Origin of the sequence: Nonomuraea sp. NPDC048882 (genome assembly GCF_040649755.1) — a bacterium.
Classification (GTDB): Bacteria; Actinomycetota; Actinomycetes; order Streptosporangiales; family Streptosporangiaceae; genus Nonomuraea; species Nonomuraea maheshkhaliensis.
The window spans coordinates 815,796-830,151 of record NZ_JBEZGB010000003.1 but is presented as its reverse complement, the minus strand read 5'-3'; the positions used below and the strand labels follow the sequence as shown (position 1 = coordinate 830,151).

The following is a 14,356-nucleotide window of genomic DNA, read 5'->3' as shown; positions in this document are numbered from 1 at the left end:
AGATGAGCTGAAAAGATCCTATGTCGACAGACAGGTGGATCTTTTCCGCTCCCCCGGCGGCGCGGTCAGGCGGGGCCGAAGACGCGGATCGCCTCGGGCGGCAGCTCGACGATCAGCTCGGAGCCGTGGCCGACGGCCGTCAGCGTACGCACCACCAGCTCCCGCTCCCCCAGCTCCGCCACGTACCGGTAGTGATCCCCGAGGAAGGCCCGAGAGACCACCTTGACCGTGACCACGTTGACCGCGTCCACGGGAACGTCACCCGGCGCGTGCACCACGATGCGCTCGGGTCGGACGGCCAGCCGCACGTCACCGGCGAGGTCCGAACCGGCGACCGTCAGCGGGCGGCCCAGCCCTTCGAGCGACACCTGCGCGGTCCCGTCCGTGCCCGGCGCAGCCCGGCCCGCGAGCACGTTCACGCTGCCCACGAAGTCTGCGACGAACTCGTCCGCGGGCTCGTGATAGATCTCCTCCGGAGTGCCGACCTGCCGCACCCGGCCCTGGTCCATGACCATCACGCGGTCGCTCATGGACAGCGCCTCGTCCTGGTCGTGCGTGACGAAGACGGTGGTGACGCCGATCCGCTGCTGCAGGGCGCGCAGCCACTCCCTGGCCCGTTCGCGCAGCTTGGCGTCCAGGTTGGAGAACGGCTCGTCCAGCAGCAGCAGGTCGGGCGGGTGCGCCAGCGCGCGGGCCAGCGCCACCCGCTGCTGCTGCCCGCCGCTGAGCTCGTGCGGGTAGCGCCGCTCCAGGTGGCCCAGCTCGACGAGTTCGAGCACCTCGCGGACGCGGGCGGCCCTGGCCGGGCGTTTCACCCGGCGGAGTTTGAGCGGGTACGCGACGTTGTCGTGCACCGACAGGTGCGGCCAGACCGCGTACGACTGGAACACCACGCCGCAGTTGCGCCGCTCGGGTGTCACGTCGATCCGGCCGCCGTCGAACACCACCCGGTCGCCGAAGGCGATGGTCCCCCGGTCGGGCGAGTGCAGCCCGGCGATCGACCACAGGGTGGTCGACTTGCCGCAGCCGCTGGGGCCGAGCAGCGTGAACAGCTCGCCGTCGCGTACGTGCAGATCGAGGTCGTGCAGTACGGCGTTCGAGCCGAAGCTCTTGGCGACCTTGGTCAGCGTGAGATCAGGCATGTGCCCGCACCCCCAGGAAGAGTCGACCGGCGCCCAGCACCGCGAGGGTGATGACCATCTGGATCACCCCGAAGGCGGCGACGGCGCCGCCGGTGCTCGTCGCCGCGAGTTGCAGCATGGTCAGGCCCATGACCGGCGTCCGGTCGGTGACCAGGAAGACGGCGGGGTCGGCGTCGTTGAGCATCGAGACGAACAGCAGCACGAAGCAGGCGGCCATGGCGGGCGCGCACAGGCGCAGCACGACGCTCACCGCGGCCTGCCACCAGGTGGCCCCCGACGTGCGGGCGGCGCGGACGAGGTCCTCGCCGATCGCGGCCAGCGCCGGGTAGAACACGCCGTAGCCGAGGGCGAGGCTGCGCACGGCGAACGCGAGCCCGATTCCCCACAGGCTGCCGCGCACGGCGCCGCCCGGGTCGAGGATGGCGAACGACCAGAAGAACGCCATGCCGGTCACGAGTCCCGGCATCATCCTGGGCCAGACCACCGCCTGCTGCAGCGAGCCGCGGAAGCGGAAGGAGGAGCGGTGGGCCACCACCGAGACGACGGCGATGGCCACCGTCGTGAGCAGCCCGCCCGCTCCGGCGATGAGCAGGCTGTTCACGATCGACTCGCCCCAGATGGGATGCTCGGCGATGGCCTGGAAGTTCTCGACGGTCAGCACGGACCACGGGGTGACGTACGGGGTGAGGATGGTGGTGAAAGCGGACATCAGCACCCCTACCAGCGGCACGATGACGAACACCGCCAGCACGACGGCGAGCAGCGCCGCCGGCAGCCACCGGGCCGGCCCGAGGCCCACCACCCGGGTCGCGGTGGCCTTGCCGGTGACCGTCGTGTAGCGGGAGGCGTCCCCGACGAGCCGGTTGCGCAGGACGAGCAGCCCGGAGACGCAGATCAGGAGGAAGACCGCGCCGGCGGACACCAGCCCCTGGTTCGGCGGTGCCGCGTTGATCCAGTGGTCGTACAGGTACGTGGAGACGAACCTGATGTTGTTGGAGAAGCCCAGGATCAGCGGCAGGCCGAGCGCCTCGAAGGAGATGGCGAAGACGAGCAGCGCCGAGTTGAGCACGGCGGGACGCAGCAGCGGCACGGTCACCGAGAGCAGCGCCCGCAGCGGGCTCGCGCCGGCGCTGCGTGCCGCGTCCTCCAGGGCGGGGTCGATGGCGAGCACGGTGGTGCGGCAGAAGAGGAACACGGTCGGCGCGGCCACGGAGGTCGCCACCAGCACCATGCCCGGCAGGGTGTAGAGGTCGACGGGGAACGTGAGCACGGTGTTGATCTGCAGCCAGGAGCTGACGTACCCCGACGGCGCCCACATCGCCATCCAGCCGACGATGAGCACGAGGCCGGGCAGCATGATCGGCAGGATGAGCACGGCGGCGAGGAGCCGGCGCAGCGGCACGTCGGTGCGGGACAGCAGCACCGCCGCGCCCACCCCCAGCAGCACGGACGAGACCGTGGTGAGGGCGGCGAAGGCGGCGCTGTTGCCGACCGCGGTCCACCAGGCCGGGTCGGTCAGCAGGTCGCGGAAGTTCCCGAGCGTGAGCCCGCCGCCGGAGCGGTAGAGCGGCGTCGACCAGAGCGAGGCCAGCAGGATCGGCACCACGGGGCCGACGACGACGAGCAGGGTCAGGGCCCAGATCAGGTAGTGGCTGGCGGTCGTCGGCACGGACGGGCGCCACGGCCCGCGGGCCGGCGCCGGGGCCGCCGTCCCCGGCCGGGGGCCGGCTGTGAGGGTCACCGGCCGAAAGCCTTGTTGAAGCGGGCGACGATCTGGTCACGCTGGTCGGCGAGCTGCTTGTCGTACGTGCCGATGATCAGGTTGTCCTCGCCGACGATGGCCTTGACCTGGGGCAGGCCGAAGTCGCACTTCACGCCGTCGCGGTAGGGGGTGAAGCCGCCCTGGCAGGCGACCTCCTGCCCCGCGACCGACAGCAGCCAGTTGACGAAGACCTTGGCCGCGTTGGGGTGCTTCGCCTTGGCGGTCACGCCGACGCCGCGTGGCAGCAGCGGCGTGCCGTCCTTGAGGTAGCTGTAGTTGACCACCTTGGCGACGTCGTCGGTGATGAACGCGCGGACGGTGCCGGAGACGAAGAACTCGGCGGCGTACTGGCCCTGGGCGAGCTTGGTCACCAGGGGGCCGTTGCTGGACTCGACCGCGGCGTGGGGGCCGATCTTCTCCAGCGTGGCCCAGCCGGCCTCGCCGTACTTGCCGAGGTAGGCGCTGGTGGCTCCGTACTGGATGACGTTGCTGATGTCGGTGGTGGCGATCTTCTTGTTCAGCTTCTGGGCCATCGCGGCCAGCTCCACCATCGTCTTGGGCTGCTGGGCCTCGGGCAGCACCGCCTTGTTGAACACCGCGACGACCGGGTCCACGGACATGGAGTAGACGCCCGGGCCGAGGACGGCGTGCTCGGGCAGGTTCGGCGTGTTCGGGTCCTTGTAGTCCATGACGTTGCCGTTCGCGATGAACGACAGCCAGCCGACCGCGTCGCTGCTCATGACCACGTCGGCCGAGGCCGCCCCTGAGGCGGCCTCGGTCTCGTAGCGCTGGAACATCTCCTGGTTGCCGAGTGTGAGGCTGCGTGCCTTGATGCCGGGGAACGCCTTCTCGAACGCCTTCACCAGCGGCGCCATCTGCTGGTCCTCGGCGTTGGTGTAGAGCAGGACCTCGCCCTCGCTCTGCGCCGCCTTGAGGGTGGCGTCGTCCACGGGGGTGACCGTGGAGGCCTTGCCGACGTCCGCCGTGGCGGTGGGCTTCGCGGCGGGGGCGTCACCGGCCGGAGCGCCGCACGCCGAGGTGAGGGTGGCGGCGAGCGCGAGGGGCAGGAATGCGGTCCTTCTCATGATGTTCCTCGGGTTCTTCGACGGCGGCGACGGCGCCGGGACCTGACGCGGAGGACCGTGCGGGCGGCGGGATCACGGTCGACTCACTGTGACACCCGCCATCTTGTGAATGCTATGGCAAAACTGTCAATAGTTGCAGACGGCTTTTGCCATGGGATCTTTGGGGCCGGAATGCGGGCATGACGGCACGGCCGAGCGGCATGACGGCACGACCGCTCGGCACGACAGCCGGCGCGGCCGCTCGGCACGACAGCCGGCGCGGCCGCTCGGCACGGTCACGCGACGTGGGTCAGGTCAGCCGGCCGCCTGGGCCGCGGCCCGGCCGGCCACGCGGCCGGAGAAGAGGCAGCCGCCGAGGAACGTGCCCTCCAGGGCGTTGTAGCCCATCATCCCGCCACCGCCGAACCCGTTGACCTCCCCGGCGGCGTACAGGCCGGGCAGCGGGCTGCCGTCGGCGCGCAGGCAGCGGCCGTCGAGGTCGGACTCCAGCCCGCCGAGCGTCTTGCGCGACAGGATGTGCAGCCGTACGGCGATCAGCGGCCCCGCCTTCGGGTCGAGCAGCTTGTGCGGGGCGGCCACCCGGCTCAGCCGGTCGCCGCGGTAGTTGCGCGCGCCCCTGATCGCGGTGATCTGCGCGTCCTTGGTGAACGCGTGGTCGATCTCGCGGTCGCGCGCCTCGATGAGAGAGCGCAGCGCCGGCTCGGTGAGCTCGGGGGCGTCCGGGTCAGCCAGCTTGTTCATGCCCGCGACCAGTTCGGCGAGACTGCCGGCGACGACGAAGTCGGCGCCGTGCCGCTTGAACGCCTCCACCGGGCCCGGCGCCCCGCTCTTGACCCGCGACAGGACGAGCTTGACGTCCTTGCCGGTCAGGTCGGGATTCTGCTCCGATCCCGAGAGCGCGAACTCCTTCTCGATGATCTTCTGGGTGAGCACGAACCACGAGTAGTCGTAGCCGGTCCCCCGCAGGTGCCGCAGGGTGCTCAGGGTGTCGAAGCCGGGGAAGCAGGGTGCGGGCAGCCGTTCGCCGGTGGCGTCGAGCCAGAGCGAGGAGGGTCCTGGCAGGATGCGGATGCCGTGGTTGTCCCAGATGGGGTCCCAGTTGCGCAGTCCTTCGACGTAGTGCCACATCCGGTCCGGGTTGATCACCCGGGCGCCGGCCGCCTCGGCGATGCCGAGCATGCGGCCGTCCACGTACGCGGGCACGCCGGAGACCATCGTCCTGGGCGGCTCCCCCAGCCGGGCCGGCCACGCCTTGCGGACCAGGTCGTGGTTGCCGCCGATGCCGCCGCTGGTGACGATCACGGCCTGGGCACGCAGCTCGAAGTCGCCGACCGCGACGCGCGAGGTCGGGCGGCCCCGCTCCGCGTCGTCCGGCTCCAGCGCCTGACCGCGTACGCCCGTGGCCGCGCCGCCCTCGACGATGAGGTCGTCCACACGGTGGCGGAAGGCGAAGCGGATCCGCCCCTCCTCGGCGTGGGCGCGTACGCGGCGCTCGAACGGCGCGACCACGCCGGGACCCGTCCCCCACGTGATGTGGAAGCGCGGGACCGAGTTGCCGTGGCCCTCGGCCCGGCCGTCGCCGCGCTCGGCCCAGCCGACCAGCGGGAAGATCCGGTGCCCCATCCCGCGCAGCCAGGCCCGCTTCTCCCCCGCCGCGAAGTCGAGGTACGCCTCCGCCCACGCCCTGGGCCAGCGGTCCTCCTCGCGGTCGAACTGCGCGCTGCCGAGCCAGTCCTGCCAGGCCAGCTCGCGCGAGTCCCTGATGCCCATCCGGCGCTGCTCGGGGCTGTCCACGAGGAACAGCCCGCCCAGGCTCCAGAACGCCTGGCCGCCCAGCGACCGTTCGCCCTCCTGCTCGACCAGCACGACCGAGCGGCCGGCGTCGGCCGCCTCGGCGGCGGCCACCAGGCCGGCCAGGCCCGCCCCGACGACGACGATGTCCGCGTCAGCCACGGCTCGCTCCGGCGGTGATCGGGGCGCCCGCCGGGACGGGCAGGGCGGCCAGGGGGACGTGGTGCTGGCCCGCGTGCATGTCGCGGTCGCGCAGCGAGCCCTGGGAGACAGGCCGGGGGAAGGAGATCTTGACGACGTTGAGCGACGGGATGCGGAACATCCGGACCGTGGCGGCGTCGACGCGGTAGAGGCGGGCGATGACGTGTTCGTCGATGAACGTCTCGTCCGCCACGACGCGGTAGCCGTCCGCATCCCGCATGAACAGCTCCATCGTCACCCAGAAGGGCCCGGCATTCTTGGACCGGACCTCAAGCGCGAGGTCGCCGACGGTGACCGGCGGCGTTCCGGGGGGTGTGTCAGTCATGGTGGTCTCCGTCTTTACTTCGTGCGGCCGATGCCGTGTTCCATCCGGAACATAGCGGTGGGCGTGACGCTGTCGACGACGTGGTTGAGCACGAACTCGTACGCGGGGCCCCGCTCGACCTCCGCCGGCGAGGACGCGAAGGCGAGGCTGGGCAGGTAGTTCATGCGCGGCACCGGCATGTGCAGCATCAGCGGGTTCGCGACCTTGGCCACCGCCGTCGCCGTGGCCTGGTCGGGGGCGGTGACGAGGAGCATCACGGCCACCTCGCGCGGCGGGCCGGTCTCGAACTCCAGGTCGTCCAGCACCGCGTTGTGGCCGTAGAGGCGCAGGTCGAAGGCGTAGTCGTCGTCCGCGAGCCCGAGCGTCTGGCGCACCCGCCGCCGCAGGTGCGTGCGCAGCAGGTCCGCCCAGGTCTCCAGGTCGCCGAGGATGAGCGGGTCGCGGATCGCACTGAACGAGATCGTCTCGTAGCCGGTGATCCTGGCGCCCTCCAGCTTGACGGTGTGCTGGTCGGCGGTGTGGAAGCGCGAGCCCTCGACCCGCACGGTGCGCTCGTCCACGGCGACGTAGGTGGCCTCGCGCACGTCGAGGGTCCCGGCGGGCTCGCGCATCTCGAACGGGTCCACGGTCTCGTACAGCATGTGGGCGGCGACCGTGTACGGCGTGCACGCGTTGCCCGGGTCGAGCGGCTCGATGGTGAACCCGTCCGCGTCGATCGTGGTGTGCACCCCGCCCGCGCGCGGGTCGATGGTGCACTGCCCGCCACACTCGACGATCTTGGCCGCGTGCCAGCTCGGCCCGGCCGGCATGCTCTTCATCAGCGGGTACGCCGCCGCCACCGCCGTGTCGGTGGCCCGCCCGGCGAGCACGACCTGGGCGCCCGCCTCCAGCGCCTCGACGATCGGCTCGTGGCCCATCATGCCGACGATGTGGGTGCAGCCCTCCAGCGTCTCGGCCCGGATCTCGCCCATGGGCGGCAGCGGATGGATCCGCCCGGCGTCGAGGTGTTCCTTGAGGCCGGCGGCGTCCTGCTCGCTGTAGATCCGCGCGACCTTGAGGTCGAGGCCCTCCTCCGCCATGATCTCGGCCACCATGCCGGCCACCCAGTCGACGCCGCTGTCGGTGCCGCTGGTGCCGCAGGAGCCGATGATCAGCGGCGCGTCCGCGCGGGCCGCCGCCTTGAGCAGGCTGCGCAGGTCGCGGGCCACCGCCTGCGCGGCGGTCTTCGCCGTTCCCGAGCCGAGATAGTACGGGCCCGAGTCGGTGGACCCGCCGTCCACGGTGATCACGTCGACGCCGAGCGCCAGGCCGCGCTCGATCGTGGCCTCGTCCCAGCCGGCGCCGAGCATGCCGACGGGCGTCATGATCCGGACGGAATCGGGTCTGTTGTCCATGCATCGCTTCTTTCTCGGGCGGATTTCTCGGGCGGATTTCTAGGGCGGGGGTCGGATCAGGCGAACCCGCGCGTCATGAGCGGATCAGGCGAACGCTCCTCGGCGGTGGGTGGCGACGCCGCGACCGTATATTTGCTATAGCATCATCGTCAATAGTTGCTTATTTTTCTGCCATTGCGCACGGTATGCTACGGCCGTGGCCATCGAATCCCTCGGAACACTCAGCAGCGACACCCTCGCCGACCGGGCCTATCAGTCGGTACGCGCGGCCATCGTCACGGGCGAGCTCAGGCCGGGCCAGAAGGTGACGGAGCGCGGGCTGGCCGAGCGGCTCGCGGTGAGTCCGACGCCGGTGCGCGAAGCGATCAGGCGGCTGGAGCAGGACGGCCTGCTCGAACGCACGGGCCCGCGCACGGTGAAGGTCTCCACCATCGGCGACATCGCGCTGCAGGAGCTCGCCGAGGTGGAGGTCGCGCTACGCGGGATGGTGGCCAGGTTCGCGGCCCGGCACGTGACGGCCGAGCAGCTCGACCACCTCGACGCCATCCTCGACGAGGCCGACGACCTGCTCATCCTCATCAAGCAGCGCCATCGCGACGGCGACCCCATGGCCAGGCACGTCACCCAGTTGCTCGACACGATGCAGCGCTTCAACGACGCGGTCAGCGCCTGCGCCGACAACCCGGTCCTGGTGCGCCTGCTCGACCAGACCCGGGTGTTCTCCCGTTCCGAGAGCCGGGCCAGGCGGCTGGAGCGCGTCGCGGAAGACCCGAACTTCGGCCTCGACCGCTACGCCAGCCATCGCGCGCTGGTGCGCGCGCTGCGGGCGGGCGACTCGGCGGCGGCCGAGGCCATCGTGATCGAGGACGCCCGCGGCGGCCTGAGCGCCCTGCTCTCGGGCGAAGCCGACCCGTCCCCGCCCCCGTCCCCGCTCCCGTCCATGCCCCCGACCTCGGAGACCTGACCGGGCGTGACCACCCGCGCCCCTGATCCTGGGGTCGCCCTAGGCTCCCGGCACCGCGATCAGGCCGGCCTCGGGGCCGTCAGGCTCCCGAGACGGCGAGCAGGGCGCCGATCGCCGCGCTGAGCAGCAGGGTCGCGCCCATGACCGGACCGGCCGAACGGCTGCTGGGCGCGTCGGTGGTGCGCAGGCGCCGGGCCACCACGGCGAGCGCGGCCAGCTGGACGAGTCCGACGGCCGCCACGCCGAGGTCGTTCAGCAGCAGCGCCAGGGGGAGGAAGTGCACCGCCACGACGAGCGCGACCCACCAGGCCATCCACCGGGACGCCCCGCGCCTCGACAGCAGCAGGCAGCCGACTCCGGCGGCGACGACCTCGGCCACGGTCAGGACGCCGAACCAGGCGTACTTCCCCTCCAGCGCGGTCGGCTGGTCCCAGTTCGTGGCGGTCAGGATCCCGAACGCCACGGCGATCCCGATGCCCAGGACCGACCCGGCCCCGAGCCAGACCCGCCAGCGCTGGTCGGGGCTCTCCTGCGACCAGCCGAACCAGACGAAGGCCATCAGTCCGAACCACGCGGTCGTGAAGAACTGGTCGCGGAGGAACTCGGTCAGCATCGGCACTCATTCCTGTGGCGATCAGCGGTCGGAGCAGGACGAAGATCTACATGTCAGCACATGTCGCACTCCGAACGTTTTCGACACTGCTGGGCGAAACCGAAGTGTTATCCGATGCCCCAAACCCGGGCGTTTCCTGCCCTTCGCTGAGGGCAGTCGAGGCGCATGGCTACCCTTCTTTGGATCATCGCCGTCATCCTCGTCATCGCCGGCATCTACGTGCTGCTGGCCCGCCGCGACATCCTGTGGGGCATCGTCCTCATCGTGGTCGGGCTGCTCGTCGGACCTGGCGGTGTGAGCATCTTCAACGTCTGAGCCGCCGTGGGACGCGGGCGACCGCGCTCGCGCCCCACGGCCTCAGCGCGTGACACATCCGGCGGGGCAAGCGCTCCGGCGTCCTCCAACGCGACCTCCGCACCGACGCATTCCGGTACGAGGGTCTTCCGGGTTCACGGGGTGCCCGCCGGGCGGGGGCGCCGCATGCGCAGCCGTACCTGGGAGGAGCCGCTCTTCTGGGTGATGACGAGGTCGTCGCACAGGCGGCGCATGACCCACAGGCCGTAACCGCGAGGCCCGGCCTTCGGCGGCTCGTCCAGGCCGGCGCCAGGGCCGAGCCGGCCCGCCAGGTCGATGACCTCGACGGTGAGGAAGCCGTCGTCGGCCCAGATCCGCACCCAGCCCCGGCCGCCGGCGTGGTCCAGCACGTTGGTGACCGCCTCGTTGGCCGCCAGCGCCAGATCTCCCGCGCGCTGCGGACTCAGCCCGGCCTGCTCCGCGTGGCGGGACACCAGCTCCCGCAGTCCCGCGAGGTCGCTGCTGATCGGCCAGGTCGCGCTGTCGCCGGCGACGCTGTCGGGCAGAGGCGTGAACATCGGCCCCTCCTGCCCGCAATCACGCACCGTGGTCCCATGATGGCAGCACAACCTGCGCGTCCGCAGGCCAAAGCGGACAAAAGTCCGCTTCGACGGCGCCCGGACCCGATGAGACCGGCCGGCGAGTCAGGCCGTCGCGTCAGGCCGCGGGGGCGGGGAGACGGGCGGTGCGGGTGAAGAACTCCTGGATCTGGTGCACGACGGCGGTGAAGTCGTCGAAGCCGGTCGGCTTGGTGACGAAGGCGTTGGCGTGCAGCCGGTAGGTGCCGACGATGTCCTCGTCCTGGGAGGAGGTGCTGAAGACCACGACCGGGATGGTGCGCAGTTCGAGATCGGACTTGATCTGCTCCAGGACCGCGCGGCCGTCGTACTTCGGCAGGTTGAGGTCAAGGATCACCAGGTCGGGACGGGTGGCCTCGGCGTGCGCGCCGCGGCGGAACAGGATGTCGAGGGCCTGCTCCCCGTCCCACGCCAGGAGCAGGTTGGGGCGGGCCCGCCGCGTCTCCGCCTGCTCTTCGAACGCCTCCTGGATCAGGACCTGATCGGCCGGATCGTCCTCGACGACGAGGATGGTGCGCAACTCCGCGGCGTTCATGAGGTGAGCTCTCTCTCAGGACTGCCGGCTGTGGGGGTGTCGTGCTCGGTGAACAGTGCGATCAGTCCTTCGATGTGACGGTCGGCGTCGGCGGGATGGCGGAAGGGCCGGCTGGCGTCGACGCTGTAGTGTGTACGCCTGCCCAGACGCGTGCGGGTTATGTAACCGGCGTTCTCCAGGTCGGTGACGATGGCCTGGACGGCGCGCTCGGTGATGCCGGTGACGGCCGCGATCTCGCGGAGCCGCGCGTTCGGATGCCGGGTGACCTCGATGAGGACCCGGGCGTGGTTGGTCAGGAACGTCCACGGCTTGCCCGTCTGCGGCTGACCCGCATGTTCCACTGCTGACCTCCTTGTCGGCGATGTCGGCGAGAACGTAGGACCGGTCGATAGCTGAAGCCATATTACCGAAATCTCATTCATGAAACAGCCATCGTGGTCATCGGCGTCGAGACCGCGGGGGCGGAAAGCGCCACCGGTCATCCGCGAATCCGTCCGGCCACACGTACGATGACGTCGTGATGATGCCCGCCGGCGAGACCCCCGCCCCCGCGTCCGTGTGCCTGACGTCGTCCACGGCCGGCGACATCGTCGTGATCACCGTGGACGGAGTGCTGGACGCCACCACCCGCCAGCAGTTCGCCGACCACCTCGCCCAGGCCGGCACCTCCATCATCCTCGACCTCGCCGGCGCCACCTTCATGGACAGCCGCGCCCTCGGCCTGATCATCCACCACTGGCAGGCCAGCCAGGCCGCCGACGGCAAATTCGCCCTCGTCGGCGTCGACTACCGCCGCGCCAAAATCATGTGGATCACCGGCCTGGCCAAGGTCCTGCCCCTCTACGACGACCTCGACGAAGCACTCGCCGCCCTCACCTGAGCTGCCCTCGCCTGAGCGAGCGGCATCCGCCCTGGAGCGCGCCCACCCCCCGCGGCCTCGGCGAAGGCCCTCATGTGACACTGTTGCCGCGAAGCGCGACAATTGACCGCCCCGGAGGCGGTGTTGGGGTGAGAGTGTGCCGCTTCGATGCGCGATCACCGCGGATCTTTCCCTGCTGCGGTCGCGGCTGCACGCCTTCGCCCTCAGTTCCGGATTCTCGGGCGAACGTGCGAACGATCTGATCATCGCGATCAACGAGGCGGCCGCGAACATCCTGGAACACGGTACCGGCGCCGGCGTCCTCACCGCCCGCAGGGACGCGCACGGCATCTGGGTCGAGATCGTCGAGCCGGGCGGCACGCTGACCGCCGATCACCTGCCGCCGTCCGATCCGCCGGCGAGCGCCGTGCGCGGGTTCGGGCTGTGGATCATCCGGCGGCTCTGCGACGTGGTCACCGTCGACCATCCGGACGGGCATCCGCGCCTGCGGGTGCACATGAGCGACACGTCGTGACCACCGGCCCGTCCCCCACGCCCGGCCTGCTGAGCTGGGATAAAAGGCGGGCGGCTGGACAGGACAAGGCTATGACCACGTTCGCTCTGGTCGTCATCGACATGCTGAATCCGTACGACCACCAGGACGCCGAGCCGCTCGCCGAGAAGGCGGCGGCGATCGTCGGGCCGCTGGCGGAGCTCGTCGCGTCCGCAGACGAGCACGACGACGTCGAGCTGGTGTACGTCAACGACAACTACGGCGACTTCGCCGCTGATCGGCGCGAGATCGAGGAGCGGGCGCTCAAGGGCCGGCGGCCGGACCTGGTGCGGCCGGTGCTGCCGCCGCCCGGGTGCGCGTTCCTGCCCAAGGTGCGGCACAGCGTCTTCTTCGGCACATCACTTGAGTATCTGTTGTCCCGGATACGGGTGCGCACGGTCGTGCTGGCCGGGCAGGTGACCGAGCAGTGCGTGCTCTACAGCGCGCTGGACGCGTACGTGCGCGACTACGACCTCACAGTGCCGACCGACTGCGTGGCGGCCATCCACGACGACCTGGGCGAGGCGGCGCTGCGCATGATGGAGCGCAACATGTCGGCGCGCCTCACCACCTCGCGCGCGTGCTTCTCCGGCTGAGCCGCCGAACGGAAGCTCCGCATTCGGTAAGGATCATGCCTGCGGCCCGCGTTCCTGGCGTGGCCGTCCTTTGTCCGGGTAGCCGCCGCGTACCCGGACAAGGAGTACAGAAATGACCAGAACAGCCCCGGAGACGAGGGCCGAGACGGACGTCATCGACCTGCTGCAGGCCCAGCACGGCATGATCAGGGACCTGTTCGACGAGGTCGAGCAGGCGTCCGCGAAGCAGCGCGGCGAGGCGTTCACCCGCCTGGTACGGCTGCTGGCCGTGCACGAGACGGCCGAGGAGGAGATCGTCCACCCCTTCGCCCGGCACGCCATCGACGGCGGCGACGGCGTGGTCAACGACCGTCTCGCCGAGGAGAACGAGGCCAAGCGGCTGCTGTCGCGCATGGACGAGGCCGGGCCAGACGCCCCCGACTTCATGCCGAACCTGCTCATGCTGCGCGCCGCCGTCGAGGCCCACGCCCGCAGCGAGGAGCGTTACGAGTTCGCCCAACTCCGCGCCCACACCAGTGAGGCGCAGCGGCGCGCCATGGCCATGGGTGTCAAGGCCGCCGAGGCGATGGCGCCAACCCACCCCCATCCCGGAACGGAGTCGGCCACCAAGAACCTGCTGGTCGGCACGCCGATCGCAATGATGGATCGGGTCCGCGACACCATCCGTAAGGCCATGGGCAAGAAGCCCTGAGCATGTGTACGCCCCGGCGACGTCGGCGTCCGAGCATCATGTCTACAACCGTATACTCTGGCGTAAGTCTACGAACGTAGACATGAACGTCACGACACGAGGAACGACATGAATCCGCAACTGACGGGCAGACGTGCGCTGGTCACCGGGGCCAGTTCCGGCCTCGGTGAGGCCATCGCCACGGCCCTGGCCGCCGAGGGGGCCGAGGTCGTCGTGCACGGCCGCGACCGGGCCCGTACCGAGTCCGTCGCCGGCGCCATCGAGGCGGCCGGCGGCGGCGCCGTCGTCGCCGTCGGCGACCGGGCCACCGACGCGGGAGCCGACGCCGTGGCCGGGGCCGCGCTGGCGGCTGGGCCGATCGACATCCTGGTCAACAACGCCGGCGCCTACCCGCACCGCTCGTGGCGGGACGCCACGGCCGACGACTGGCGCCAGGCGTACGAGGTCAACGTCATCTCCGGGATCCGCATGATCCAGCGGGTGGTCCCCGGGATGCGGGAGCGCGGCTGGGGCCGGGTCATCCAGATCGGCGGCGGGCTCGCCCTGCAGCCGGGCGCCGAACTGCCGCACTACAGCGCCACGCTGGCGGCCCGGCACAACCTCGCGGTGTCGCTGGCCCGCGAGCTGAAGGGCACCGGCGTCACGTCCAACACCGTCTCCCCCGGCGCCATCCTGGTCGACGGCGTCCGGCGCTTCATCACGGGCCTCGCGGCCGGGCGCGGCTGGGGCGGGACGTGGCCGGAGATCGAACGCCACGCGATCGAGGAGCTGGCGCCGAACGACGTCGCCCGGCTGGGCCGTCCCGAGGAGATCGCCGCCGCGGTGCTCTACCTCAGCGGCCCGCTCGCCGACTACGTCACCGGCACCACCCTGCGCGTGGACGGCGGCACCATCCGCGGCGTGCACTGATCAC

Annotated in this window: 17 protein-coding genes; 7 read left to right on the top strand and 10 right to left on the bottom strand. The window is 70.9% G+C overall.

What is annotated here, in order from left to right; translation table 11 throughout:
- Nucleotides 1-65: 65 nt before the first annotated feature.
- The 6 genes from AB0C27_RS13745 to AB0C27_RS13720 form a co-directional block, all read right to left on the bottom strand.
- Nucleotides 66-1,142, bottom strand: a complete 1,077-nt coding sequence (locus AB0C27_RS13745; RefSeq protein WP_357842658.1) for an ABC transporter ATP-binding protein — start codon at nt 1,140-1,142, stop codon at nt 66-68.
- Nucleotides 1,135-2,883 carry an iron ABC transporter permease gene (locus AB0C27_RS13740; RefSeq protein WP_357842655.1) on the bottom strand — a complete coding sequence of 583 codons (1,749 nt, stop codon included), beginning with the start codon at nt 2,881-2,883 and terminating at the stop codon, nt 1,135-1,137. The genes AB0C27_RS13745 and AB0C27_RS13740 overlap by 8 nt, the downstream gene beginning before the upstream one ends.
- On the bottom strand, nt 2,880-3,989 hold the full coding sequence (locus AB0C27_RS13735; protein ID WP_357842651.1) for an extracellular solute-binding protein: 1,110 nt from the start codon (nt 3,987-3,989) through the stop codon (nt 2,880-2,882). Before AB0C27_RS13735 ends, AB0C27_RS13740 begins: the two co-directional genes overlap by 4 nt.
- 294 nt (nt 3,990-4,283) lie before the next feature.
- Nucleotides 4,284-5,942: an FAD-binding dehydrogenase gene (locus AB0C27_RS13730; RefSeq protein ID WP_357842648.1), complete on the bottom strand. Its 1,659-nt coding sequence runs from the start codon at nt 5,940-5,942 to the stop codon at nt 4,284-4,286.
- The gene (locus tag AB0C27_RS13725; protein ID WP_357842645.1) at nt 5,935-6,306 is read right to left on the bottom strand and encodes a DUF4387 domain-containing protein; all 372 of its coding nucleotides are present in this window, start codon (nt 6,304-6,306) and stop codon (nt 5,935-5,937) included. The genes AB0C27_RS13730 and AB0C27_RS13725 overlap by 8 nt, the downstream gene beginning before the upstream one ends.
- A 14-nt stretch (nt 6,307-6,320) precedes the next feature.
- Nucleotides 6,321-7,700 carry an acyclic terpene utilization AtuA family protein gene (locus AB0C27_RS13720; protein ID WP_357842642.1) on the bottom strand — a complete coding sequence of 460 codons (1,380 nt, stop codon included), beginning with the start codon at nt 7,698-7,700 and terminating at the stop codon, nt 6,321-6,323.
- Between the two features lie 196 nt (nt 7,701-7,896).
- Between AB0C27_RS13720 and AB0C27_RS13715 the strand changes: the two genes are divergently transcribed.
- Entirely contained in the window at nt 7,897-8,664 is a 768-nt protein-coding gene (locus AB0C27_RS13715) for a GntR family transcriptional regulator (RefSeq protein WP_357842639.1), read from the top strand.
- Nucleotides 8,665-8,743: 79 nt separating this feature from the next.
- Here the strand turns inward: AB0C27_RS13715 and AB0C27_RS13710 are convergent, their stop codons facing one another.
- The gene (locus AB0C27_RS13710; protein WP_357842636.1) at nt 8,744-9,277 is read right to left on the bottom strand and encodes a hypothetical protein; all 534 of its coding nucleotides are present in this window, start codon (nt 9,275-9,277) and stop codon (nt 8,744-8,746) included.
- A gap of 165 nt (nt 9,278-9,442) precedes the next feature.
- On the opposite strand from AB0C27_RS13710, the gene AB0C27_RS13705 reads away from it, so the two are divergent.
- A complete protein-coding gene (locus AB0C27_RS13705) occupies nt 9,443-9,592 on the top strand; it encodes a GPGG-motif small membrane protein (protein WP_181307280.1) in 150 nt (49 codons plus the stop codon).
- A gap of 134 nt (nt 9,593-9,726) precedes the next feature.
- On the opposite strand, the gene AB0C27_RS13700 is transcribed toward AB0C27_RS13705, so the two are convergent.
- The 3 genes from AB0C27_RS13700 to AB0C27_RS13690 all read right to left on the bottom strand — a co-directional run bounded on the left by AB0C27_RS13700 (nt 9,727) and on the right by AB0C27_RS13690 (nt 11,085).
- Entirely contained in the window at nt 9,727-10,149 is a 423-nt protein-coding gene (locus tag AB0C27_RS13700; protein WP_357842633.1) for an ATP-binding protein, read from the bottom strand.
- Nucleotides 10,150-10,288: 139 nt separating this feature from the next.
- Nucleotides 10,289-10,744: a response regulator gene (locus tag AB0C27_RS13695; protein ID WP_357842630.1), complete on the bottom strand. Its 456-nt coding sequence runs from the start codon at nt 10,742-10,744 to the stop codon at nt 10,289-10,291.
- A complete protein-coding gene (locus AB0C27_RS13690) occupies nt 10,741-11,085 on the bottom strand; it encodes a helix-turn-helix domain-containing protein (protein WP_357842627.1) in 345 nt (114 codons plus the stop codon). Before AB0C27_RS13690 ends, AB0C27_RS13695 begins: the two co-directional genes overlap by 4 nt.
- A gap of 179 nt (nt 11,086-11,264) precedes the next feature.
- Here AB0C27_RS13690 and AB0C27_RS13685 point away from each other — a divergent pair, with 179 nt between their 5' ends.
- From AB0C27_RS13685 to AB0C27_RS13665, 5 genes are all read left to right on the top strand, one after another.
- Nucleotides 11,265-11,624, top strand: coding sequence for an STAS domain-containing protein (locus tag AB0C27_RS13685; protein WP_357843100.1), 360 nt, complete (start codon nt 11,265-11,267; stop codon nt 11,622-11,624).
- 136 nt (nt 11,625-11,760) lie between these two features.
- On the top strand, nt 11,761-12,138 hold the full coding sequence (locus AB0C27_RS13680) for an ATP-binding protein (RefSeq protein WP_357842624.1): 378 nt from the start codon (nt 11,761-11,763) through the stop codon (nt 12,136-12,138).
- Nucleotides 12,139-12,209: 71 nt separating this feature from the next.
- Complete coding sequence (locus AB0C27_RS13675) at nt 12,210-12,752, top strand: isochorismatase family cysteine hydrolase (protein WP_357842620.1); 543 nt, start codon at nt 12,210-12,212, stop codon at nt 12,750-12,752.
- A 112-nt stretch (nt 12,753-12,864) separates the two neighbouring features.
- On the top strand, nt 12,865-13,443 hold the full coding sequence (locus AB0C27_RS13670; RefSeq protein WP_357842617.1) for a hemerythrin domain-containing protein: 579 nt from the start codon (nt 12,865-12,867) through the stop codon (nt 13,441-13,443).
- A gap of 108 nt (nt 13,444-13,551) precedes the next feature.
- Nucleotides 13,552-14,352 (top strand): SDR family NAD(P)-dependent oxidoreductase, encoded by an 801-nt coding sequence (locus AB0C27_RS13665; RefSeq protein WP_357842614.1) that lies wholly within the window; start codon nt 13,552-13,554, stop codon nt 14,350-14,352.
- Nucleotides 14,353-14,356 lie beyond the last annotated feature (4 nt).